Below are 26,605 nucleotides of genomic sequence, written 5' to 3'. Positions count from 1 at the left end.
AAGGAACATTTAAATGTTTTTACGTATTTTAAGGATGGAATTGAGTGATTAGATTTAAAATCAAAGAGTTAATTGCTGAAAAAGAATTCAGAGAGCGAAGAAAAATCACACTTCAGGAAGTCGCAGATTCAGCTTGTGTTAATCGAACGGCCTTATCTAAGATGATGAACCCAAGCTACGAATACTCGACGACGACCAAAGCCATCGACTCTTTGTGTCACTATTTTTGTTGCAAAGTAGAGGATGTGATTGAGTACGTAGAAGATTAATAGCTGCGTTTCTTAGTAGTAAATAAAATTATTTGATGTAATATTATTTACAAACTAATGGATGAGTGACCACATTGAACATACTACTTACCTGGCTTGGTAATAAAGACCTTGAAAACATGCAGTCTGACAAGGGCGCCGCAATTGTAACCTTGGCAATAAAATCCAAAATTCCCTTCGATAAAATAGTTATTTTATCCAATAAAGATGAACAGCTGTGGCCACAATTTGAACGCTATTTAAAAAAACAACTGGCCATTAATCAGCGTCCTTTTCACGATATTCAAGTCTTTAAAGCCCATATAAATAGCCCGATTGATTATCAGTCAATTGCAAAAACTAGCGAACATTGGATAGCAAAACTGAGTGATGAAGCGCAAACGCTTTCAATAAACCTCACATCCGGCACGCCAACCATGACCACTTTGTCAGTGCTTATAGGTAAAGGAAAGCCCAATACCCACTTTTTACAAACCACCCCAGATAATCAATTAATTGAGGTGGATATCCCCCTCGATTTTATTCATACCTATGTCAAATCTGCCGCTAAGAACATTGCCTCGAGTGCAAGTGCTTTATCCATGCACAGCACAGCGTTTACAGCTTTAACTGCCCAATCACCCGCCATGAAAGCCCTTATTGTTAAAGCTCAAAAAATTGCCGCCGCTGAAGTCCCTGCATTGATTTTAGGTGAAACGGGTACCGGAAAAGAATTAATGGCTCATGCCATCCATAAAGGAAGTTTAAGGGCCAATAAACCCATCAGAATCGTCAATTGTGGCGCTTTTGCGCAAAACTTGGCAGATTCTACATTATTTGGCCATAAAAAAGGGGCCTTTACGGGGGCGGACAAAGACTATGCTGGTCTATTTGAGCAAGCCGATGGCGGCACGCTTTTTCTCGATGAAGTAGGGGAGCTGCCTCTTGATATTCAAGTTAAATTGCTACGAGCCTTACAGCAAGGTGAGATTAATCGCCTTGGAGACAATAAACCCATTTATGTGGATGTGAGAATCATTGCGGCCACACATCAAGATCTACAACAACAGATCGCCGCTGGCCAGTTTAGAGAAGATCTGTTTTATCGACTCGCGGTCGGCATTATCCAAATGCCAGCACTAAGAGAGAGAAAGCAAGATATCCCAAAATTAGTCAATCAGCTCATTAGCCAAATTAATCACGTTGGGTCCAAACATCCTCAGTATCAAAGTAAGAATATTTGCGAAAAAGCAATAGAGTTTATTTCCAATCAAGCTTGGCCAGGTAATATTCGTGAGTTATGGAGCACATTAAATCGGGCCTGCTTATGGTCCGACTCAAGCATTATCACAGCTAACGATCTTGCAGATGCCTTGCTTGCATCACATAAACCACAACAAGCCACTGATATATCTATGTCTCTTCACGATAAAGTTGATATAGTTCAACTCACTGATGATATTCAAAAAAACTATGTCAAAGCCGCGTTAAAGGCCAGTGGCAATGTAAAAAAGCAAGCCACGCAAATGTTGGGCTTAAAAGATCATCAAACGCTAACCAATTGGATGAAGCGTTTGCAGATTGACATAGAAAAATAACCATCGCGGCAGATTGGCATTGTTATTGCGAATGCAGTAGGGACATAAGGAAGCAACACGGAATGAAGCAATCAATGAATTTTGAGCATATTCAAACAAAATGGCCACAGCTCCATCAATTAGCAGCATTTGCTGAAGAGTATGCGATATCAGATCCACAAAGTGCATTGGTTAAACTTCGCTGTTTTGCTGAACAGGTTGTCGGCTATTTTTATAAAGAACTTCAATTACCTGCTTTTCCCAATTCAAATATCTATGACAAGCTCACATCGGATGATTTCACTAGCGTAGTCCCCAATTTAATTACCGATAAACTTCACGCAATACGCAAAAGCGGTAATCAAGCGGCACACGAAGGTCGAGTCGATCAACAACAAGCTATTTGGATTTTAAAAGAAAGCTATTATGTTGCCTGTTATCTATTTATGGCTTACGGAAATGGGAAACAAGCTGATTGCCCAGAATTTACTGCGCCAGAACAAAAGCAGCCCTTAAATCAAGGTGATGCTGAATTTACTAAAAAAAATAAACAACTAGCACTACAGCTGAGCCAAAATGAAGCTCGGCTCAAAAAAGCGTTAGAAGAATTAGAGGCGTCTCAACAAGCACAAAAACAAGCCCAACAAGAAGCCGAAAGACTCAAGCAAACGATAAATGAAGCAAAAGTCGGTGAAATTAAGGCGCTTAACAAACTTATCACTGCAAGTTTTAACTTTAGCGAAGCAGAAACTCGTGCGCGGATCATTGACATGGATCTACGGGCTGCTGGTTGGCAGGTGTCTCTTGATGAAACGAGCACAGATGAAGTAGGTAAAGAAGTACAGGTAACTGATCAGCCTACCAGTACAGGCATAGGTTATGTAGATTATGTGCTTTGGGACGATGACGGAAAACCACTCGCAGTAATAGAAGCGAAGCGGACTCGTGAATCTGTCGAAAAAGGCAGGCAACAAGCTAAGCTTTATGCCGATGCACTCCACAAACAGTACAATCAACGACCGGTTATATTTTACTCTAACGGTTACGACATCCGTATATTAGACGATGTCCAAGGCTATAACAGTCGTAAACTTTACGGCTATTACTCTAAAGACTCGCTGCAATATCTAATTAAACAGAGAGGCCTTAAAAAAGATTTAAATCAAACACCAATCGATACCAATGTCGCAGGCCGTTTGTATCAAATGGAAACAATCACTCGTGTATGTGAACGTTTCGCCGATAAACATCGCAAATCTCTTATCGTACAAGCAACCGGCACAGGAAAAACGCGTGTATCTATTGCGCTGGCTAAACGGCTACTCGATGCAGGCTGGGCCAAACGCGTACTGTTTTTATGTGACCGTAAAGAGCTACGTAAACAGGCGGGCAATGCCTTTAATGAGTTTACCAATGAGCCACTATACATCGTAGGTAAAACCAAAAAAGAGTTAGCTACAAATTCAAGGGTATTCATTGCTACTTACCCTGGCATGATGAGTATTTATCAAAAATATGATGTTGGTTATTTTGATTTAATTGTCGCTGATGAATCACACCGTTCTATCTATAATATTTATGGTGATATTTTTAAATATTTTGATGCACTAGAGGTCGGCTTAACCGCCACACCTGTTGAAATGGTATCGCGCTCAACGTGCCAGTTATTTGGTTGTGATTTCAAATTGCCTACGGCTAATTACCCATTAGAAAAGGCGATTGAAGAAGGTAACTTAGTACCTTATAAAATTGTTAGTTTAACCACTAAATTTTTACGCGAAGGTATCAAAAAAGATAACCTCACAGATGAACAAATCGCACAATTAGAAGATCAAGGCTTTGACCCTAACGAGTTAAACTTTGACGCTAAACAAGTCGATGAAGCGGTAAAAAATAAAGACACCAATCGCGTTATTTTACGTAATTTAATGGAAAAAGGCCTGCGTGATAGTGACGGTCAACTACCTGGTAAAACCATAGTATTTGCCCGCAACATTGCTCATGCTGAACTCCTGTCGCAGCTGTTTGGCGAAATGTATCCTCAATTAGGCAGTAACTTTTGTCGCGTTATCCATTCAAAATATGAACGGGCAGAAGAGTTAATTGATGACTTTAAATCAAATGAAGTAAACAGTGCTCGCATTGCTATCTCAGTAGATATGCTCGACACCGGAATTGACGTTCCAGAATGCGTAAATCTTGTATTTGCCAAACCCATTAAGTCAAAAGTCAAATTTTGGCAGATGATTGGTCGTGGCACACGCCTATGCAAAGATCTCTACGGAAAAGGCAAAGATAAAACCCACTTCTTAATTTTTGACCACTGGGAAAACTTCAACTACTTCGATATGGACCCAAGCGAAGAAGATGTAAAACAGGCTAAATCTCTTACGCAAAAACTGTTTGAAAGCCGTCTGTTACTGGCTGAAACCGCGCTTAAAAAGGCAGACATAACGACCTTTGATGCCGTGATAAAGCTTATCCATCAAGATATTAAAGCACTTGATATGAACACTATCGCGGTGCGCGATAACTGGCAAGTGGTTGAATCCTGTAAAGATGATAAAACGCTTAACCAATTTGCGCCACAAACAAAAGCCAATTTGTTTGAGTATATTGCACCACTAATGCAATGGCGTAACATAATGGGGCAATCTGAAGCCTATAAATTGGATAATGAAATTGCCACCATTCAAATGCTAATGTTTACCGATCCCAATCAAATAGATCTTGTTAAACAAAGTTTAATGGGCAAGGTAGAGTCATTACAAATGCACCTAAATGAAGTGCGTGCAAAAGCGAAAGATATTGCCAACATTCAAACCCGTACATACTGGGACTTGCTAACCTTTGATGCATTAGAACAAAGTCGTTTAGCACTGCGCAGTATCATTCATTTACGCGACAAAACTGCTCAAGTTCCAACAGTTGATTATGTTATTGACGTAAAAGAAGAGGTTAGTGAAATACGCGAAACAACACGACCAACAAAAATTGTCTCTATCGACTATCAAATATTTCGTCAAGAGGTAGAAAAAACACTTTCGCCATTGTTTGCAACGGACCTAGTTCTGCAGAAAATTCGCAATGGCGATCCGGTAACAGAGGATGATTTAGCAAAACTAAACTCCCTTGTGCATACCCAAAATCCGAACGTTGATTTAAATACCCTAAAAGATTTTTTCCCTGAATCAACCGCCACGTTAGACAAAATATTGCGCACTATTGTCGGAATGGATAAAGACAATATTGAAACAAAATTTACTGAATTTGTTCAACAAAGCCATACCCACATGAATGCCAAACAACAGCGTTTTATTAGCATGTTGCAAAATCATTTAATTCGTTATGGGTCGATACAAATATCCCAACTTTATGATGCACCATTTACTCAAGTCCATGACATGGGATTAGATGGGGTATTTAGCGAGCAGCAAGCAGATGTTATTCAAGATTTCATTACTCAATTTGATGTTCAATTAGGCAATAAAATCTATTTAATTGAAAAAAATCAAGAATTTAAACAAATGATATGACAGGGAGTCATTCAAAATGAATCAATTAATAACCCCATCACAATGGCTTGGTCAATTTCTAAAAGACAGAGGATTACGGCAACCTACAGGTAAGCCATTATATGAATATCAAGCAACTGAAGCTGAATATACGTTACTTAAAGAACTAGTTTTTAAGCATAAAGACAGTAAACTTCATGGATACAATAATATTTCATGGGCAGCCATTTTTTGCTTGTATTGCTCCGTATGGTATCAGCGTAACTATGAAAGCAATGATGGTTGGAGTTGGCATGCTATATGGGTTGATTTGGGGGATGAATTAACTCCGTCTCAAATTGAAAAAACAGTGCTTAAAGGTATTGAATCTTATTGGCTGAGACCTATAAAAACTTACACCGAACGCCGTAATTTTTTAGGTACTCTGTTTTCAGAAGGAGGACTTCCATTTAAATTGTTAAGTAACAATGACAATAAATTTGGGCAAGTCCTTAAGCGGATTTTGAAAAATGTCGCGGTAGCAAAATTACTTGGAGAACCAATTGAAAAGCTTGTAGCCATCAATGTTCAATCGTTACCTCAAGCATTTAATGAACAAGAATCTATTCAATTAATCACTTTAATGACAGAAAAACTGGTCAATCTTGTGGATATTTTTGCATTAGAAAACAAATCAAACCCCGCAGACTACCTAGATAATGTTTCACCCAAATGGCGCGAAGATTTCCCAATTCCTCTAGATAACAGTATTGGAACAAACATCGTTAACTCTTGGTTATTACAAGCAAGTCATGAAGGTTTTAAACGCACCAAATTTAATAAAAAGTTATTAACAGAACATTACCTAAATATAAATGAGCTAACCATCACTACAAAATTGCTTTTACCTGATGAACTCATAATGAAAACACAACCACATCAACTTAAATCAAACCGATTAGAGTTGTTTTTGGCGGAATCAACCCAGGATTTACAAAATTTAGGTGTTTCATATATAAATGGAACAGGTGAGTCCGCATTAATCAAAGTTAGAAATCGAAGTATTAGGGTGTTGAGAAAATCATCCGAGACTCAATTGTCAGTTGTAGCTAGGCAAGGTGGAAGCGAAATTGCTCGATGGTTATTGGATAACACTAGTGTGTTTCTCAATGAGATGCCAGTTGGATTTATCAAGCAAGATGGCGAGTATAAATATGCTGGTCAAGCCACATTTAGTCACAAAGAAGAGTTGTATTTAATATTACCAAAATCGTCTAATTACAACATCATTAACGGTGAAGTTTCGTCATGGCCACAAAATATTCATAGTTCAAAACCCAATTTCATATTACTTCAAGGTGAAATTGTTATAACCCTTGACGATGATAAATATCGTGTTAAATCATTGAATACATCAACAGCCGAGTTAGGACTTAACCTATTCGGGGACATGATAACTTACGACACGGAACCTAGTGCGACGTATCTAGGACTGCCTAAATACCGGTTTATAGACAGTGACCTTTCTTTGGATCATGTTTTAACTGAATACATAAGTGGCCAACCTAAGTCAGAATTAATGTTGCACGAACTTTATGGTCGCCAAACATTTGCATTAAAAAACCAACATGGTGAAACCTTATTCCGAAAACGAATAGGCCTGTTACCTCCTGGAGTGAAAATTTCAACTAAAGCAGGAATACAGATCGGTCAGGGTGAAATAAATATAACAACAAAAAACAAAATGATTTACAGCATATCAACCGATAGAGTGACTTTTATCAAAAAAGATACACCCGACGGAGTTTGTTTACAGTTATCTTGTGACGGACTACCCCCATCAGAGTTGACCCTAAGTATTACACCAAACTTAATGGCTACCCCAATTCATATAAAGCTGCCTTATCCAAGACAAGGAGCATTTGTATTTGATGCTATAGGGGAGCCTCTCAAGAAGCACTTATCAATAGATGATCTGCTCGGCAGTCGTTTACATTTGTTTGCATCAGCTGAATGCTCTGCTAACTTCGAAATAGATATTGTTTTAGAAAACCAAGGTCGATCGCCACCATACTTTAAACATCAATTCCGTGTTGGTGAACAACCTACAATTATAAGTTTACATAGTTTTAAAGATGAAATTAACGAATTACTTTCTTTAGCCCCAGATCTGGATGCACAGGTCACAATGACCATTTCGAGCTTCTCTGGCAACTTAAAATATAAAATATATCGTTATAGTAGCCGAATATACGAAACTGAAGATAAACGTTTTTTTAAAATTTCAGCGGAAGGTCAAAATGTTGTAGCCGGTGCAGAGTTGTTACTAATGCAAATGAGCAATCCTGAAAGAACACCCACAAAAATAGAAGCATTAATTAGTGAAGGCATATCCACTGGTCATTATGAAATGCCGCAAGTAGATAAAAATGAAGGTCCATGGTTAATAGTACCAAGCTCAAATAGTGCGACAAATTTCAGAGCAAAATTGCTCGTAGGTCATGACAGTAGCAATCATATGTCAGAAGACGAAGCTGATCACGATCAAGTAAAACAACAGGTGAACTCACTACAACGGGCTGTTCAAGCATATCATCCTAAATTTAATACTCACGTGATAGCTGATGTTGTAATGCAAATGGCTGATAACCTACAACATAGTGGATGGGAGTTTTTGGTTAAACTCTTCAGCAACTATCAAAATTTGTCCTTAACAACATTCCAAGTTTGGCGTGAAATTGTGGCAAACCCCAAAGCATTAATACTGTGTTTTTATCGTTTCGAAGCTAATCCACAATTTATGGCGCGAATAGAATCAGAGTTTCCGGTTCTATGGCAAGTGACACCACCAGAATTATTCATCCAAACTTATAAACAAGTTCTCGATTGGTTAGAGCAAAAAGGTGTCGATAAACAATACGTAAAAATGATAGCAGAGCCTTGGTATGAATCTATTTTGTATCATATACCAGGTTTTAGCGAAGAGTTAGTGAGTTATCTGATTACAAATAAGATTGACCCCAAACTTAAGCTACCACTACCAATAATGAACATAGCTGGACAGGATTGGCTACAAGACCTATTACGAGAACACAGTGAAAACGATGTGTGGCCTGATAGTGAAGGTTACGAATTAAGTAAATGGTATCAAAATAATTCACTCGGACAGATAGATATTAACAGTCTACATAACTTCCAAAACTCTGTTATTTATTTACCTGTGTTCTTAGCTGCTGTATCAACGGGTAAAGCTAATTTATCAGACATTTATGATAGTTCATCAAATGCAATTTTTAAGTTGAAGAAAGTACGTGACTTTGATCCTAATTGGTTTGCAAGCATGTATACATTCCATTTATTAACGTTTTCAGAATTGATTTAAGGCTTTATTATGGAATATTTTTCACAGCTAACGAAGCAAGCAGCAGAGCGTGCACAAGAAGCGTCATTGAGTGTATTTGGTATTAGTAACCCATCCTTAAGAACACACCTAAAAAGTGTATTAAATCAACCGAGTGGCAAAGGCGAGTCTTTATTATCTTCACCTTTATTTGAACATACTTTTGGTTGGGAGCCTGCAAAAGTCAGTATATCTGAATTGAAAGGCACACTACTGTCTAAAGAAGTCATCACAGCACTCGATCATACAAATAATGGGCGCTATCGATTCAATGCAGAGTATTCGCCATTTACTCATCAATTGAAAAGTTGGCAAATGTTGTTAAATGATAATCCTCAATCTGTTGTCGTAACCAGTGGTACTGGTTCAGGTAAAACAGAATGTTTTATGGTACCAGTGATTGAAGATCTTTATCGGGAGATAAAGCAAACCAATGAGCCCCTTGTGGGCGTCCGAGCGCTATTTTTATATCCACTCAATGCATTAATCAACTCTCAAAAAGAGCGTTTGGATGCTTGGACTAAGCACTTTGGCAACAACATGCGTTTTTGTTTGTACAACGGTAATACAGAAAATTTGAAGGCTAAAGTTTCATCAGCTCAAAATTTAGTACCCAATCAGGTTTTGTCACGTGAATTAATGCGAGAAAAGCCAGCACCCATTTTAGTCACAAACGGCACCATGCTTGAATACATGATGGTGCGACAAGTTGATGCTCCTATCATTGCAGCATCAAAAAAACAAAAATCACTAAGATGGATTGTACTTGATGAAGCACATACTTATGTAGGGTCTCAAGCCGCTGAGTTGGCTTTGCAATTACGACGAGTATTAATAGCCTTTGGTGTTGAAGCAAAAGATGTTCGATTCGTGGCAACATCGGCTACGATCGCCGGTAAAGATACCGCTAATCAACTCAAAAAATACTTAGCTGACCTGGCTGGTGTTAACCAAGATCAAGTTACCGTGATTGGTGGCCAAAGGGTCATTCCACAAATACCCCGACTTGAAGAGAAACATACCAGTATTAAAGACTTAATGTCTATCCCAGCAGATGAAACGGTAAAAAAAGAAGATTTTAGTTTGGACGTTTCACGCACTAGGTTTGATGCTCTAGCCAGTTCATCAATTGCTAAAGCGATTCGAACTGTGTTTGTGAACTCATCAATACCTCAAACATTAGAAGACATAAATCAGAAAGTGTCTAATCTATTGGGTGATAAACCTTTTGATGAACAAACTTTATTGCTTTGGATAGATTTACTGACGGCGACCAAACCCGCGCCCAATAAAGAAGCATTTTTAAAAGTCAGAGCGCATTATTTTCAACGTATGTTCAGTGGATTATTTACCTGTATCGATCCTAGCTGTTCGAAAAAAGCAGATACAGAGCTTAAAACAAACTGGCCATATGGTTACGTTTATTCAAAAAGTAGAACTCATTGTGATTGTGACACTAAAGCCCCAGTGCTTGAGCTAGCTTTTTGTAATGAGTGCAATGAACCGCATCTATTGGGGGCAGATAAAAATGGAAAATTAAGTCAATGGCAGCAAGATGCTGGTGATGAATTTTCACTGACTGTAGAAAGTAACGATGATGATGATGAATCAAAAGAAACTAAAAAATCTTCTTCAAGTATTTCAAAAATTGTTTTGTCTAGTAAACAAGATAAAGCAGACAAAGATGATAAACGATATTTTTCACCAATCAAAATTGATATTAAAACTGGTGAAATTGCAAGTTTAGCCTCCAACAGCGTGCCTTATTTTTACAATGAAACAACGCAACCGATATGTTCGAATTGCAGCTATAAAGGGTTTAGTGGTCATTTACCCTATCGCCGGAGTATTCTCGGTGCGCCATTTTATGTAGCTAACGTAGTTCCAACCATTTTAGAATATTGCCCTGACCATGAAATGAAGCCTGGAGATCAAGAAGGTCCTCAATCTTTACCCGGAAGAGGTCGGAAATTAATTACCTTTACTGATAGTAGGCAAGGAACAGCCAGAATGGCTGTTCGGATGCAACAAGAAGCGGAACGTTCAAAGTTGCGTGGATTAGTTGTAGACATCCTAAAAAAAGCTCAACTTGAAGCACCTATCCAAGAAAAGCCAAATGCAGATGCCAAACCCGAAGATCTTTTTGCATTAGCAAAACAAATGGCCTCTATGGGACTTAAAGACAAAGCAAATGAACTAAATGAACTTGCTGCATCTTTATTGGCAGGTACTGCAAGTAAACTCAACCTGATTACATTGTCTTGGTCTCAAATGATAGACAGTTTGATTGCACATGGCAGTGTAAGCAAAGCAATGCTTCAATATAATAAATATGCAAATCCAGAAGTGTTTGATGGTTCTGCAGGACCAAGAAAGCTTGCCGAGCTGCTGCTTGTTCGTGAGTTTGCTCGTCGTCCTAAACGTCAAAACAGCTTAGAAACTCAAGGAATGGTTAAAGTTAGCTACCTTGGTCTCGATAAAATTACTAGTTTACCCAGTATCTGGCCAGGGTCGATTGAGGATTGGCGTGATTATTTAAAAACGTGCCTCGATTTTTATGTCCGAGAAAACAGTTATATAAATTTAAATGAAGACTGGAAAAGTTGGATTGGAAGTAATTTTGCAACAAAAACGTTAAGAAACCCTTTATCTAATGAAGATGATGAAAATAGAGTTAAGAAATGGCCACAAATTAAAGGTAATCAATTAAACAGACTAGCTAAGTTACTAGTGTTGGCTTTTAATCTAGATATCGAAAAAAATATAGATAAAGATATTATTAATAATATATTGCGTGATGCATGGGATGCCCTAACAGAAGGACTTCACCCCATATTAAGCTATGAAGGTAATCAGTTCTTTTTAGACCGCAGTAAAATGACTTTTTCATTCGTTGAAAAAGCTTTCATTTGTCCAATTACTAATAAACTTATAGATACAACGTTAAGGTCTATTACCCCGTATCTACCGAGGGATCTGAATAGTGGTAACTTTAGATGTGAAGAAGTCAATTTCCCAGCAGCTTGGAGCTTCTCGGCTAAACAAGAAGATTTTCAAATTGGCGTTAATAAAATTAGAAGATTAGTCGCTGACAATGTAGATGTGCAGTTATTACGTTCTCGAAACCTCTGGACAGATATTAACGATAGAACTATCGAAGGTGGCTTTTACTACCGCACTGCAGAACATTCGGCGCAGCAGTCATCTGAACGTCTAAAAAATTATGAAAAATTATTTGAGCAGGGCAAAGTTAATGTGCTGAATTGTTCGACCACCATGGAAATGGGTGTCGATATCGCCGGTATTTCAGCCGTTGTTATGAACAACGTGCCACCGCACCCAGCTAACTATTTACAGCGAGCAGGTCGAGCAGGGCGAAGCAAAGAGTCCCGAGCTTTAGCTTTTACATTGTGTAAATCTAACCCACACGATACTCAAGTATTCAACAATCCGGCTTGGCCATTCACAACATTAATATCGGCGCCGATTGTCTCACTTAACTCGGCGCGATTAACACAACGTCATGTTAATGCATTTTTACTGGGTATTTTTTTAACACAAGAAGTAGGTCATACCGAAAAAGAGAAAACATCACTCAATTTAAGCTGGTTTTACGAAAGTGAAACCTTGAGTATTTGTGATCGATTTAAAGCCAATATAGCAGCCCAAATAGATTCATTTGAGAAAGATATTTCACGACTAACTAAGGGGACAGTTTTAGAAGGTCGATCAATCCAGTCATTAGTCGATGTAACGGTTAATAGCATTGAAGAGCTTCAAACTGCTTGGTTAAAAGAACTTCATAGTGTTGAAAAAGAACTCAGCAGCACTCAAAAGGATGGCCCTTATGCATTTAGACTAGGCATGGAATTACAACGTCATCGTCGCGAGTACTTGTTACGTGAGCTAGCAGCAAAAGCATTTTTACCCGGTTATGGATTCCCTACAGATATTGTCAATCTGGATAATTCCAATATTGAAGATTTCATACGTGAGCAAAAAGGACGTAGCAAAAATAATGCTGAACGAGAAGACAATATCTCTCGTTTGCGTGGCTTACCGTCACGCAATCTAGCAATTGCCATACGTGAGTATGCACCAGGTGCTGAAATGGTCATCGATGGCCGTGTATTCCGTTCTGCTGGCGTATCGCTTAACTGGCAAAATATTGCTGTTGCAGACGCTAAAGATGCCCAAAAATTTGATTTAGCATGGCGCTGCGTTAGCTGCGGGCAAACAGGTTATACAACAGAAATTCAAACGTCTGACAGTAACCTGTGTTGTTCTCATTGTGGCCATTCAATAAAAGTTGAAGACAAATTAAAAGTGCTTCAGCCCACAGGTTTTGTCACCGATTTCTATGCATCGCCAACAAACAATATTACCACTCAACACTATATCCCTGTTCAACCAGCTTGGGTCAGTGTTAATAGTCCAATTCACCCGTTACCTAATCCTAAACTGGGTTTTATGCGCTACGGTACAGACGGAAGTGTATTTAACTACAGCGCAGGCGAACACGGTAAAGGCTATGCAATGTGTCTGAGTTGTGGACGCGCAGAATCCCTTACCGCACAGGGTGAATTCCCCACAACATTAACACCTGAAAAGCCACATAAACCAATCCGCGGATCTAAAAAAGATAAAAATGATGGCCGTCACCACGACTGCGAAGGGTCTTCACATATTCACAAAGATATTTATCTCGGTAGTCAAACTAAAACCGATGTACTGGAAATAGTACTTTGCCACCCAAAAACCGGTGAATATCTAAACGACACCGGACCAAATACAGAAAATAGATCAATCGCATTAACCCTTGCAGTTGCCACGCGTAACGCACTCGCAGCAAGTTTAGGCATATTGAATAATGAAATGGGTTATACAATAAAACCTACGTTAATCAATACACAGCCGGTATTAGCAATACAACTTTATGACACGATAAGTGGAGGAGCAGGCTTTGCCTCTAGTGGGTCTACCATGATTGCCGCTATCCTATCAAAGGCCTATGACACGCTTCACTGTAAAGATCAATGCGACAGCCTATGTGCCGCTTGTTTACTTGATGCCGACACGCGTCACGATGTCGATAATCTAAATCGCTTAATGGCTCTGGATTGGCTAACAAAAGATTTCAGTCTAAGTTTAGCTATACCTGAGTCAATGCAGCTGCTTACCCAATCACAACATGCAAGCCAAAGTGCATTTGAAGAAATACACATAGCGTTGAATAAGCAGGCTACGGCTATATCTTTGTTTTTATCAAACGATCCAAATGAATGGGATTTAGCGGCAAGTACATTTAGACGAAAGCTAAAGCAGTATGATAATTTCAATGATGAGCTTTCATTAAATATCGTAATACCTTCTGACGTACAGTTAGCATCATTCGAGCAAGTCATAATTGACGACTTACTTCAACTTCATGCCAAAGGCGTTAAGCTTTATCAAGGTAACCCAAGTGTTTCAGCTGTAAACGGCGACAGCGGCCATATATTGGCGCAAGTTCATAACAGTGATGGAGTATTTACCATCGCCAGTAATAACCTCACTGTGGCAAACCCAGATCAAAATTGGTTACAGCATAGAGATAACTCATATTTAATTAAATCAAACCTACATCAAGATGTGTCTATAGTGTCTATTGATACCTCTGTGTGGCAAAAAACCGCAAAGGTAACCCAAATTGCGGTAGAGCTAACTAAAGAATGTAATGGTCTGTTAACTGAATTTGGCCAACATTTTTGGCAAGCCTTAAAAGATAACAACGAAGTGCTTAAACAGGCTTTAGACTCGCAACACATTGAAACCATTCAATACAGTGATCGCTACCTTCAAAATCCTTGGTCACTGCTAATGTTGGGGGAATTACTTAAACCATTTGCTACCGTGTCACCAAGAGTCGACATTTTTACTTTATATAACAGAAAAGATTCTATTGGCTCCAAGGTCGAACATGATTGGGACGACCAGCAAGAAATGCGTGAGATGTTTGAACACTGGTTTAAATTGGGGTTAAAAATGCCTATCAATTTAGATGTTGCGACTTATAGAGGCAACATACAACATCGTCGAGAACTGGTTCTAACATTTGCCTCAGGATTAAGCTTCTCAATACGCTTTGATCAAGGCTTAGGTTACTGGAAACATGATCTCAAGTATCACAATGCAAAATTTGAATTTTATGATGTCCAAGATCAATTAATCCAATTAACTAAAATCTATGACACTGTTAGTGTCAAAAACAGTTTTGATTGGTCAACCGATATTTACGTTAACCAGATAACGTAATAAACCTAAACTGATTAATTTACTAGCACACACATCATCTTGGCGATAAAACACTTATCGCCAAGGGTAAAACTGACTAGCATAGGCTCTATAGCCAAGTAAGCAGCACATCAACAATAAGAGTACACCATGATCACAGGTCAACTAAAAAGCAAAATCGACAAGCTATGGGAAGAATTTTGGACCGGCGGCATTACCAATCCGTTAACGGTTATCGAGCAAATTACCTTTTTAATGTATGCCCGCATGCTCGACATGAACGAACAAGTTGACGAAAAACGAAGTGCACGAACTGGCCAAGCGTTTAACCGTCGTTTTAATGATGCGCAGCAACACCTGCGTTGGCAAAATATTCGTCATTTAGGTGCCGAGCAGCTATACAAAACAGTTAAAGATGAACTCTTCCCGTATTTTGGTTCAAGCTCTGCAGCATCAGTAAAAGAGGGCAACGAAGGCTCGTTATTTTCTGAGTTTATGAAAGATGCCCAGTTAATGATCCAAAAACAAAGCTTATTGGTAAAAGCGGTTGAAATGGTTAATGACTTGCCACTTGATAACAGCGATACCAAAGGTGATTTGTACGAGTATTTGCTCAGCAAACTGACCACCGCCGGCATTAACGGCCAGTTTAGAACGCCGCGCCATATTATTCGCGCCATGGTAGAAATGCTAGACCCAAGCACAACCAGCCGTATTTGTGACCCAGCGAGTGGTACCGGTGGCTTTTTATCCATTTCTTACGAATACCTGCTCGAAAAATACACCTCAAAAGACTGTATAGAACGTGAACCATTATTTGATGAAGACGGTAAACCGCTTCTAGACAATCAAGGCCAGCAGCTTGAAAATATACTATTTTCTGGTGATTTAATCGATCAACAAGCACGCCAACACATAGACACCGACATGTTTCACGGCTTTGATTTTGATGCCACCATGCTTCGGGTTGCCGCAATGAACCTAGTGATGCACGGCATTAAACAACCCGACGTGCATTATCAAGACACCCTAAGCCAACGCTTTAGTGAAAACTTCCCACAGGATTCAAAAGAAAGCTTCGATATCATTCTTGCTAACCCGCCATTTAAAGGCAGTTTAGATGAAGAAGACGTTTGCCCTGAGCTGCTGCGAAAAGTCAAAACTAAAAAGACAGAACTGCTGTTTGTTGCCTTAATCGAGCGCATGTTAAAAATTGGCGGTCAATCGGCCACCATCGTGCCAGACGGTGTGTTATTTGGCTCATCCAATGCCCACCAGCAGTTGCGTCAATTATTAATCGAAAGCAACCAACTTGAAGCGGTCATTTCATTACCTAGTGGGGTATTTAAACCTTACGCTGGTGTGTCTACTGCTATCCTTATTTTCACCAAAGGCGGCAGCACCGATCATGTATGGTTTTATGATGTCCAAGCTGATGGTTTTTCGCTAGATGACAAGCGAACGCCAATCAAAGACAACGACTTACCAAGCCTAGTGAGTGAGTTTAAAGCCCGTGATAAAGCCATTGCTCAAACCGCTGAAAATGACAAAACTCAAAAGGCATTTTGGGTCAGTAAAGACGATATCGTAACGAACAAATATGACTTGTCGATCAATCGCTACAAAGAAGTGGTGCACACTGCCGAAGTCTATGACGACCCAAAAGTCATCCTAACCAAGCTTAAAGCCCTAGAAAACGATATTCTAAAAGACTTAAATGAGCTGGAGGCAATGCTGTGAGTTGGGGATATGAAAAATTAAGCATTATTGCACCTTCAAAGCCATTAAAGCATCCTGTCATATCAAATTCTGAAAAAGTGTGGATGCTTAATTTGGATATGGTTGAGGCTAATAGTGGTCAAGTCATAGGTAAACAAAAGTCACCACTATCTACAGCGGGTTCATCGACTCATTGGTTTGATACATCACATGTTTTATATTCTAAATTACGACCATATTTAAACAAAGTGGTAATGCCTGATGAGGAGGGGCTTGCTACAACAGAACTTGTTCCTTTAAAACCCGATAGTAAAAGGCTAGATCGTGCATATTTAACCTATTACTTACGTTCTAAGACATTTGTCGATTGGATCAGTGAGCAAGTAGCGGGCGCCAAAATGCCACGAGTGTCAATGAATGTGTTTTGGAACCACGAAATTCCAATTCCTTTCCCTGACGATCCGGCTAAAAGTTTAGCCGAGCAAAAACGCATTGCCTCAATTTTAGATAAAGCCGATGCCATCCGTCGCAAACGCAAGCAAGCCATCCAACTTGCCGACGACTTCCTCCGCAGCGTCTTCCTCGACATGTTCGGCGATCCCGTCACCAACCCAAAAGGCTGGGAAGTTAAAGAGTTAAAGAAATTAACAATTAAGTTAGGAAGTGGATCAACTCCTAGGGGGGGTAAAGAAGCTTACCTTGAAGAAGGAATTTCTTTAATTCGTAGTTTAAATATCCATGACAATAGATTTGTTCATAAAAATCTGGCTTTTCTATCTGACGAACAAGCTGAAAAACTTAAAAATGTGGTAATCGAAAAAAATGATCTTTTGTTAAATATTACTGGAGCTTCAGTGTGTAGAGCTACCTTAGTTGATAACAAAATTTTACCTGCTCGAGTAAACCAGCATGTTTGTATAGTGAGAGTTAAAGAAGACGTTATATTACCCACTTATATAGCAAGGCTAATCACTGCTAAAAGCTATAAACAAAAGCTAATGAGTATTGCGACTGCGGGAGGCGCTACAAGAGAAGCGCTGACTAAACAACAAGTTGAGTCGCTTGAGATAATCGTACCGCCAATAGAGTTGCAGAAGAAGTTTGAAATGATAGTCATTAAGATTTTAGATATGCTTGAAAATGCAGAAACTCAAAATAAAAAACCATTATTTGATTCATTAAGCCAAAAAGCCTTCGCTGGCGAGCTATAACTAAAAACAATCAATACCCAAAATACTAAGGGAGTAGTAATAATGTTGGATTTTTTGCCATCGCATTGGTTGATACCTCAATCACTGCTTGGGGTATCGTTTTGGCTTGCGCTATTGATAGTGTTTATTATTGCGCTGATAACCATTATTTCGCGTACGCTTAAAAGTAAAAGCAGAGTAGAGCAAGTCAGGCAGATTATTAAGGGTGAAACTATCACCACGCTTTATGATAATAGCCTGACTATTGCTGAACGAGCGAGCGCATCAAAAGATAAAATAGTGCATAGCTTGTGGCATGAATTTAGCGAAAGTTTAGTACAAGATGATCGCACCCAGCGCGTTTATAATACCCTAGATGCAGAGCACTTTTTTAATCATAAAACCCTTTCTGCTGGGTTAACCTCTAACAGGTTATTAGCTGCAACCCCTTCATTTTTAACTGCAATTGGTGTGTTAGGTACCTTTATGGGCCTGACTATGGGCCTGCGTGATATTCATATTGAAAGTAACGATATTGAAGTATTAAAAGCCGGTATTGCTAGCATGATGAGCGGCGCGGCGTTTGCCTTTGTGACCTCTGTTTGGGGGGTGGGTTTAAGCTTACTGCTTAACTTTATAGAGAAAATAGCCGAACGGACCATTTTAAGTAACATTATCACCGTACAGCAAAAAATTGATTTTCTTTATCCTCGTTTACCTGCTGAAAAGTCGTTAGTTGATATCTCTAAAAACACCAGTGAAAGTAGTCAAGCTCTGCAAGAGCTTCATGAGCGTATTGGCGACCGTTTGCAAGAAACCATTTCTGGCGTCAGTGACAGCATGCAAGAAGCATTTACCAATGCGTTAAACAACGTAATGGCACCTGCAATGCAATCATTAGTGAGTAATGCCAGCCAGCAAACCAGCGGGGTGTTAGAGCATCTTATTGGTAACTTTACCGAAAGCATGCAAGCAGCAGGTAGAGGCCAAGGCGAGCTCATGCAAAAGTCGACTGAGCAAATGCATGAGGCGGTTAGTCGTTTAAGCGAGCAAATGAACGCGGTACTTGAACAAAGCAGCAAACAATCACAGCTAATGGCAGAGCAGCAGGCTGGAGCATCTTCACAATTTAATCAACAGCTTGAAGCAATGCTGAGCCAAAGCGAACAACGCCAGCAGGCGATGGAGCAAAAGCTGTTTTCAGCCATTGAGTCACAGCAGCAGTCGCAAGCTGCACGTGAAGCAAGCCATGTAGATAACTTACAGTCGGTATTAGGTGATTGGTTAACTGAGCAGTCGCAAACGTTAACGCAGTTATCTGAGTCTATGAGCCAAGTGCAAAATGCTATGGGTGAATCAAATCGTAGTTTTGTGAGTGATATTACTAGCCAAAATGAAAAGACCACTGCACAGCAACAAGCCTTTACCAGTGGGTTAGAAACCAGCTTACAAAGCTTTATGCAGAACTCAGCACAGCGCCAACAAAAGCTTGAAGAAAACTTTAGTTCGTTATTACAAAACCAACAAGTTGAGGCATCTAAACGAGATGAGCAATATCGTGATCAGCTGCAATCTCAGCTAAGCAAATGGTTAGCGCAGCAAGACCAAATGCTGACGTCAATGACCGATGCGGTAAAACGGACACAAACCCATATGGATATGGTTGTTGCACAACATAAAGAAGTCGTAGGCGAACTTAAAACGGTTGCACAATCATCGGCGACAAGTAGCCAAAACTTGAGTAATAGTTCAAACCAAATTGCCATGTTATCCACTAATTTAGTGAAGGCCACTGAGCTGTTTGATACGCGTTTAGCTGACATGACGGACACAATTGAAGATATTTGTGCTCAAAATGATGAATTAGCAAACCATGTCATTGAACAAGCAAAAATATTAAAAGAGCTTGAAACGTCGCTTGTGACAACAACAGAACAGTTTGGCGATACTGCAAAGTTAGCCTTTAATGGTTTCACTGAAATGAAAACACACCAAACCGAGTTCATAAAAGGAATTGAGTCTTCATTTGAAGGTTTAGGTAATACATTAGCTAAACAGGTATCGGATATTGAGAAACAAACAAATGAATGGCTACGCAGTTACTCAGCAGAAGTAAATACCCAAGTTAAAGAACGCATGGAAACCTGGAATACAACAACACTTGAGTTTAGCGACCAGATGCGCAGAACAGTGAGTTCAATTTCTGACTTAGTGGATGAATTGGAGCAAAGCTAATGCGGATATTTAGAACAGACGACGTGAGTGTAGATGAGGAAAACCCCTATTGGATGTCGTTTTCTGACATTTTGTCTGGGTTGTTAATTTTATTCATTTTAGCGTCTGTTGTGTTAATGGTTGAGCTTATGGAAGCCAAACAAGAGCTTGAAAATAAGCAACAAGCATTTACCCAAGAGTTAGAAATGTTGCACTTAGCTGAAGGGGTTCGTAAAACGATATTACATGAAGCCGCTGATTTATTAAGGCAACGTGGCATACAAGTGACCGTTAGTGAAAATGAAACCGTGTTAAGTATTCCTAACGATATTTTAGGGTTTGATAGCGCCGCATTTAATATTAATCCTCAATTTGAACAAACCGCGCTTGAAATTGGCGAAGTGCTTTCAATGGTGATTAATACAGACAAGCGTGAGCAATTTCTGGATACCATTTTTATTGAAGGCCATACCGACAGTAAAAATTTCAATGGCATGCTGGGCAAAGGTAATTGGGGGTTATCTACTTTTCGAGCGATTTCACTGTGGGAGTTGTGGAGCCAATCATTACCGAGTCACCTTAATTTAGCGAGTATTAACAACAAAGATGGTAACCCTCTTTTTTCAGTAAGTGGCTATGCAGCAACACGAAGAAAAGTAGTTGATGAACTGACAGATGTAGATTTTGGTGCCAATAGACGAATTGATATTCGCTTCACTATTCGTAGACCTACAAGTTCGGAATATGAATCAGTAAGAAGTCGTTTGGAGATGCAGTAATTATGCTGTTTTTACCCCCTAAACCAGAGCTCGCCCAGTTTAACTGGGAGCGTATTACAAAGCAGTGGAGCAGCCTTACATTACAAACTAAGACAATTGCTGATGGTGCAGGGCAAGGTGAAGAGTTTAAGGCTCTAGAACAGCAAGTTAGTGGTTTTGTGGTTAATGGGGATGTTGCGCAATTAAACCATACACTGCTTAAACGCAAAGGCGTTAGGGTGTTAACTCAGCTGTGGATTGATAAACAAGAGATAAGAAAAGGCTCATTAAACGAAGCGACCATTGATTACATTCAAGCTAAGCACCCTAAGCTTGGCATGTCGTCGTTAATGAATTTAATTTCGTTAGTTTATCGTTATTTTGATGCCTTGGTTGATGGCAATATTTTTAATAAATTAACAGCATGGATTAAGCAACAAATAGCGCAACGTTTAGATGAGCGGAAAAAAAGCAGTGATACCATTATATCTGTTCTGAATAGTGCAAAATGGTTGTTTGATTTAACTGCCCCTAAGGCGTTAGTGAATCTTGCAAAACAAAACCACTTAGATCTTAGTGAACAATTAAAAAAATTGCGTTTAAACGAGTTACCACAAGGGCGTTTTTTAGATGTATGTCATGCTCAATACTACCTAGACACACTAAGGGAAATACCCGTTGGTGAGCCGAACGATATTCTACACGAACTATTAAAGCGTGATGTTGCAACCATGCCTTTTGAAGAGGGCAAACGCATTGGCCACATCGCACTTGAGATTATTATTGACCGCTCTGCCGGTGCACCAAGTGAAGTGTGGCAAAATTTCGTGCTCAATTTAGCGGGTGATCCCCGTATTGCCAATACCGCAAAAAACTATCGTGAGTGGTGGAAACCCATTGGTGAACATAGAATAAAAGCGGTAACAAGCTGGCTTGCTAAAGAAGACCTAAGGTTATTTTTGGGCGCTATTGCAGAGTACGCTAATCACACTGGTGATGAATCACTCAATAGGATGTACCCTGCGCGGAAACGATTTTTAGAGGGGCTTTACGAACATGGCTTTGTTCGTAATGCACGACTAATGCTTGGCTATCAAGCTGAAAATACAGTAAAAAGAGTACTTGGTAAGAGCTTAACGACCAGTTATATCAAATTAAAAGCAATGCCACAGACGTCAATTATTTATTTAGATTGTGGTGACTTTCATATTGTTGAAGGCTCGCATAATTTTAAATTATGGATTTATATGGGCTTACCTAGTGAGAGGGTAACAAATTACTCGTTAACCGAGTTAACTCATGGCGAGCTCACAAATCGCTTTCCAGCTGAATTTAATGAAAGGTTACCTAACGGAAAATACTTGGCTATTCAACATTCACCAACGTCTTGGCAAAAAAATGCCATTGATTTTTTGACGGATAATGGTGTTGAACTGGATTTAGAGAAACTGTTTGATAGCGATAAGTACAGAAGGTATGTCAATCGTTATGGATTGCCTGTTGTTAAGAAGAATACACAAGAAAATAATCTTTTAGAGGTTAACTTGTTAAAAGCTTTACACGCTTACCAACCTATTACGGCTAAAGAGTTAGTTAAGGTTTTAGACAATGAATTTTCGATGTTTGCAGATCGCCCGACAGTTAACGCTAAGCTTTATACAATGTTATCACAAAAGAAAGTGACTCGAGACGAGAGTTTTTGTTGGTATCTTGCCGACTGAAATGTGATTGACACTAGTAATATTTAAAAGGAATTAAAACATAAATGTCACTTGTTAGCTTAATAAAAGGGCTTTTGCCTAACAATAATAATAGTCATTTAGCAGACGATAGATATTCCTTAGTGTATGACTCATATGGCGTTAACTTTGTAACTGACGAGGCTTCTTACCATTGTTTAAACAAAGGTGAGGGCGGCGGCAGTCAGCTCATTGCGCATGTTGTGTTAAAAATGCTCCAAGAAAGAGACATCGCACAAACGATACCTAATGGCTTTAGAGTGGATAGCGAGCAAGCTTGTTTACTCGACCCAGAAGATGCCGAAGTTCTTGGACTGCCACCTTTTTGTAGTCACGATTTTGACATTGATATTCAAGGTAGAACAACTAAAAGTAGTTTTACATTACAGTTGTTTGCAATGCTTGGTCATCAAAAATATCCCGTCAAAAGAAAAGGGCCCATACTGGCTTTTAGTGAGCAAACACAGTTTTTAATGACACCTGAGCAGCTTAATGCTGTTTTGGCTGTAGAAGATCATTCATCTCTTACACCAGATGACCGCACTGAACTTAATAATGTTTTGGCTATCGCCAGGTTACAACAAGCGGTAAAAGACGGTTTAAAACTCGATTTAAAGCAGTTTGATAAATTTAATTTAGTCCAACCAGAGCAAATTACTGTTACCGCTAACCAAAAAGCAGATGGTAGCTTAGAGCTTAGCCCAAGCTTTGGTGATGGCTCATCGATTGAAGAACTGCAAAATCGATTTGCTCAGTTACAAGGTGACGGACAGGTAATGCGAGTAAAAGATCGCATTGTGTTGTTGTCAGATGATAAAAAACAAGCCATAAAAGAAGTGCTGCAAAATCGGACCATTCCAGCACATAAAGTCGCAGAATTTATTAAAACACCATCCGCTTTTTTAGATGCATCCATTCTTAATCTTGATTTAGGTTTTTCCATTCGTGTTTATGGTATCGGCAAGATGGTTCATATTCCCTTTGGGCAAGATAATGATGGAAGTAACGGCTGGTTTTCAACTAATGCTGCGAGTGAACCTCCAGAGCGTTTAGTTAGGTTGCTTGAATGTGAAGAAGATATAGCTTCTTTTGAACAAAGTTACGAGCAAGCTAAAGGGCAAAATGCCGACAGTGTCATTGTTGATGATGAAATCATTGATATTCGTGATGAGCAGCGTGTAAATGAAGCGCTTGCAGAGGTAAGGGACAATTTAGCAAATCCTATTAATGATACTGACCTACCTGGTTTTGATGATATTCCGGACCGTAAAGAACAAGTGTCTTTATTGCTAAAAGATGCAGAAGATCATAATCAAGATATTGTAAATAAGGTCGCACAGTTAGACCGAAAAATTAATTTTGATCGCAGTAATTTAGCCAGAACCCCTTTCCCTCATCAAGAGTCTGGTGTTAGCTGGATGATGTCGTTACTTAAATCGGCGCAAATGGATAACTATGATGATATGTATCGTGTTCAAGGCGCCTTGTTAGCAGATGATATGGGGCTGGGTAAAACGTATATGACGCTAGTGATGTTAGCGGAATATTTAACAATGCAAAAACAAAACAACAAATCTGAAAAGCCTATTTTAATCGTCGCTCCACTTAGTTTATTAGAAAACTGGGAGCAAGAAGTGGCAGTAACGTTTAAGCATTCGCCATTTCGAGATATAAAAGTATTACAGTCAGCAAGGGATTTGAAAGAGTTTAAAGTTCAAGGGGCTGAACGAGAGTCCATGCAGCTTACTACTGTGATGAATGAATCACATGCTGATCATAAATCTATTCGTTACGCCCTACACGTGGGTGCTGATGCAGCTACTAAACGCTTAGATATGGATAGACGTATCGTTATTACTACTTACCAGACTCTACGAGATTACCAGTTTTCTTTGTGTGTAATTGATTGGGGGGTTGTAGTGTTTGACGAAGCTCAAAATATTAAAAACCCTAATACGCAAGCGACACGCGCAGCAAAGGCGTTAAAAGCTGACTTTAAACTACTCGCAACGGGCACGCCTGTTGAAAATAGCTTAAGTGAGTTTTGGTGCTTAATGGATACAGCACAACCAGGATTATTAGGTGATTGGAGCTATTTTAGAGAGCGTTGGATTAAACCTATTAGTAATGCTAATGAAGAAGAAAAAACTGAGGTACGCTTAGACGTTGGACATGATTTACGCTCCTCTGTTGGGCAGTTTATGTTACGCCGTACCAAGGAAGAAGAATTAACTGGAATGCCAAAGAAAACTATAAAAACAGGTATTCATAAAGATCTTGCTGACAATATGCTATTTGCACCCGAGCTCGCTCGTAATATGAGCGGTGGTCAGTTACTTGGCTATAACCAAATTGTTGAAGACTACAGAAAAGCCAAAGCAAAGGAAGAGGGCGGCACTCATGCTTTAGCAGTACTTCAGCAATTAAGAGCGGTTAGTTTACACCCAAGACTGAATGAGATTTTTAAAGCGCCGCCAAGCACAGCGAAAGAAGCGCTGCATAAAATGCAGGAATCTGAAAAGTTGCTTATGTTGATAGATATCTTGGCAGATATAAAAAACAAACAAGAAAAAGTCATTATTTTTGCGACGACTAAAAAGCTTCAGGCAGTGCTTAAAATTTGCTTAGACAAAATTTATGCGTTACAGATTCATGTCATTAATGGTGACAGTAAAGCGATGGCAACGAAGAAGGACCAACTGTCGCGTAAAGGAATGATTACCGACTTTGAGTCGAGACAAGGCTTTAATATTATCATTATGTCACCGGTTGCTGCTGGCGTAGGATTGACCGTTGTTGGCGCAAATCATGTAGTGCATCTAGAGCGCCATTGGAACCCGGCAAAAGAAGCTCAAGCAACAGATCGAGTCTATCGAATTGGTCAGGAAAAACCTGTTTTTGTTCATTTACCCTGCCTTTTACATCCAGAGTATGATTCGTTTGATGTGAATTTAGACAAGTTATTAGCTAAAAAAACGATGCTCAGTGATGCAGTAGTAACGCCAGAAGCCGTCAGTGAACATGAGCTTATGTCTTCAATGGGCTTGTAGGGAATATTTAAACATGTCACAGGGAAGCTGCTATTCATCGATTCTTATATCTAAATTTGATTCGTTGTTGTGATTCTTGTAACGGGAACGATAAAAAAAGTATGAAATTATTACTATCCGCAACCAATGCACTCAACAAATGGCTTAAAGCCGACTTGTCTCGCTTGCCTGAGAAAGATGGCCAGAGAGTAGGGGTCCATAGCTTAGCGTCAGATAATCACACCTGTTGCTGGCAAGTACATATTATCGATAATGCCTATAAATCACGTCACAAAACCATTATTGCCTGTGAAGCAAACAGCCGTTTTACTGTATTTATACCCGCTGATACAAAACTAACGCTGGATGAATTAGCAGCACGCTTGCAAATGGAGTGGCAATATTCATTAGCAGAAACCTTGCAGCAGCTGCGTGCCATCCCAAGTAGTGATATTGCTATGCTATTCAGTGAGCTATCTAAACTGAACATGGATACTCATTGGGTTAAAAATACCGATTTAAGCATTAGCGGCCATATTAGTGATGCCGCACTTTGGGTTAGCCAAACGTTGGCGGAGCAGGAGCTTAATGAGCTGCCTTCCGATTTGTGCACCGATTTATCGATTCATCTAAACACTCAAATGAAGCGAGCTAAAAATCAAAAACAAAAATTTCTACCAATAGTAAAGATGATGGATTACTGCCAAGATATTTTAATGGAACCGCAACCACTACCAGCAAAGCCAGATTTAGCATCTGTTACTAATACGGCTGAAAATAGTACTCTTGCTGGCGACAAGATAGTGCAATTGAGTGATTACAGAAAGTAATAATAATTACCAATTGTTAAGATTGATTACCTGGTTTAATTGGTGTGATTAAACAAATTTGTCGCAAGAAATTGAAATATAAGTGTTTAAATAACTTATAGCTGTTGGCGTGATTGTGGCGCAGTTCTGGCATT

The 26,605-nt window shown here is 39.4% G+C and carries 12 protein-coding genes; all 12 read left to right on the top strand.

Features of this window, described 5'->3' with window-relative positions; genetic code table 11:
• Window positions 1–44: 44 nt before the first annotated feature.
• Window positions 45–269, top strand: coding sequence for a helix-turn-helix transcriptional regulator (locus tag KV201_RS04345; RefSeq protein ID WP_226058616.1), 225 nt, complete (start codon window positions 45–47; stop codon window positions 267–269).
• Window positions 270–334: 65 nt separating this feature from the next.
• Window positions 335–1,846 carry a sigma-54 dependent transcriptional regulator gene (locus KV201_RS04340; protein ID WP_310795097.1) on the top strand — a complete coding sequence of 504 codons (1,512 nt, stop codon included), beginning with the start codon at window positions 335–337 and terminating at the stop codon, window positions 1,844–1,846.
• A gap of 62 nt (window positions 1,847–1,908) precedes the next feature.
• Window positions 1,909–5,361 carry a DEAD/DEAH box helicase family protein gene (locus KV201_RS04335; protein ID WP_226058614.1) on the top strand — a complete coding sequence of 1,151 codons (3,453 nt, stop codon included), beginning with the start codon at window positions 1,909–1,911 and terminating at the stop codon, window positions 5,359–5,361.
• A gap of 16 nt (window positions 5,362–5,377) precedes the next feature.
• Window positions 5,378–8,701: an STY4851/ECs_5259 family protein gene (locus KV201_RS04330; protein ID WP_226058613.1), complete on the top strand. Its 3,324-nt coding sequence runs from the start codon at window positions 5,378–5,380 to the stop codon at window positions 8,699–8,701.
• A gap of 9 nt (window positions 8,702–8,710) precedes the next feature.
• Entirely contained in the window at window positions 8,711–15,013 is a 6,303-nt protein-coding gene (locus KV201_RS04325; protein ID WP_226058612.1) for a DEAD/DEAH box helicase, read from the top strand.
• Between the two features lie 129 nt (window positions 15,014–15,142).
• The gene (locus KV201_RS04320; RefSeq protein ID WP_226058611.1) at window positions 15,143–16,732 is read left to right on the top strand and encodes a class I SAM-dependent DNA methyltransferase; all 1,590 of its coding nucleotides are present in this window, start codon (window positions 15,143–15,145) and stop codon (window positions 16,730–16,732) included.
• On the top strand, window positions 16,729–17,922 hold the full coding sequence (locus KV201_RS04315; protein WP_226058610.1) for a restriction endonuclease subunit S: 1,194 nt from the start codon (window positions 16,729–16,731) through the stop codon (window positions 17,920–17,922). The genes KV201_RS04320 and KV201_RS04315 overlap by 4 nt, the downstream gene beginning before the upstream one ends.
• A gap of 42 nt (window positions 17,923–17,964) precedes the next feature.
• Window positions 17,965–20,136 carry an anti-phage ZorAB system protein ZorA gene (gene zorA / locus KV201_RS04310; protein ID WP_226058609.1) on the top strand — a complete coding sequence of 724 codons (2,172 nt, stop codon included), beginning with the start codon at window positions 17,965–17,967 and terminating at the stop codon, window positions 20,134–20,136.
• A complete protein-coding gene (locus tag KV201_RS04305; protein ID WP_226058608.1) occupies window positions 20,136–20,894 on the top strand; it encodes an OmpA family protein in 759 nt (252 codons plus the stop codon). Before zorA ends, KV201_RS04305 begins: the two co-directional genes overlap by 1 nt.
• A gap of 2 nt (window positions 20,895–20,896) precedes the next feature.
• Entirely contained in the window at window positions 20,897–22,594 is a 1,698-nt protein-coding gene (locus tag KV201_RS04300; RefSeq protein ID WP_226058607.1) for an EH signature domain-containing protein, read from the top strand.
• 44 nt (window positions 22,595–22,638) lie between these two features.
• Complete coding sequence (locus KV201_RS04295; protein WP_226058606.1) at window positions 22,639–25,662, top strand: DEAD/DEAH box helicase; 3,024 nt, start codon at window positions 22,639–22,641, stop codon at window positions 25,660–25,662.
• 101 nt (window positions 25,663–25,763) lie between these two features.
• Window positions 25,764–26,471 carry an amino acid adenylation gene (locus tag KV201_RS04290; protein ID WP_226058605.1) on the top strand — a complete coding sequence of 236 codons (708 nt, stop codon included), beginning with the start codon at window positions 25,764–25,766 and terminating at the stop codon, window positions 26,469–26,471.
• Window positions 26,472–26,605 lie beyond the last annotated feature (134 nt).

The sequence above is a fragment of the Shewanella sp. SR1 genome, assembly GCF_020447145.1.
Classification (GTDB): domain Bacteria; phylum Pseudomonadota; class Gammaproteobacteria; order Enterobacterales; family Shewanellaceae; genus Shewanella; species Shewanella baltica.
This window is presented reverse-complemented; position numbering and strand designations above follow the sequence as displayed.

Excerpts from the sequence above, each read along its gene's own strand:
- KV201_RS04335 (WP_226058614.1), top strand. The coding sequence starts at position 1,909 with ATGAAGCAATCAATGAATTTTGAGCATATTCAAACAAAATGGCCACAG.
- KV201_RS04330 (WP_226058613.1), top strand. The coding sequence starts at position 5,378 with ATGAATCAATTAATAACCCCATCACAATGGCTTGGTCAATTTCTAAAA.
- KV201_RS04325 (WP_226058612.1), top strand. The coding sequence starts at position 8,711 with ATGGAATATTTTTCACAGCTAACGAAGCAAGCAGCAGAGCGTGCACAA.
- KV201_RS04320 (WP_226058611.1), top strand. The coding sequence starts at position 15,143 with ATGATCACAGGTCAACTAAAAAGCAAAATCGACAAGCTATGGGAAGAA.
- zorA (WP_226058609.1), top strand. The coding sequence starts at position 17,965 with ATGTTGGATTTTTTGCCATCGCATTGGTTGATACCTCAATCACTGCTT.
- KV201_RS04305 (WP_226058608.1), top strand. The coding sequence starts at position 20,136 with ATGCGGATATTTAGAACAGACGACGTGAGTGTAGATGAGGAAAACCCC.
- KV201_RS04300 (WP_226058607.1), top strand. The coding sequence starts at position 20,897 with ATGCTGTTTTTACCCCCTAAACCAGAGCTCGCCCAGTTTAACTGGGAG.
- KV201_RS04295 (WP_226058606.1), top strand. The coding sequence starts at position 22,639 with ATGTCACTTGTTAGCTTAATAAAAGGGCTTTTGCCTAACAATAATAAT.
- KV201_RS04290 (WP_226058605.1), top strand. The coding sequence starts at position 25,764 with ATGAAATTATTACTATCCGCAACCAATGCACTCAACAAATGGCTTAAA.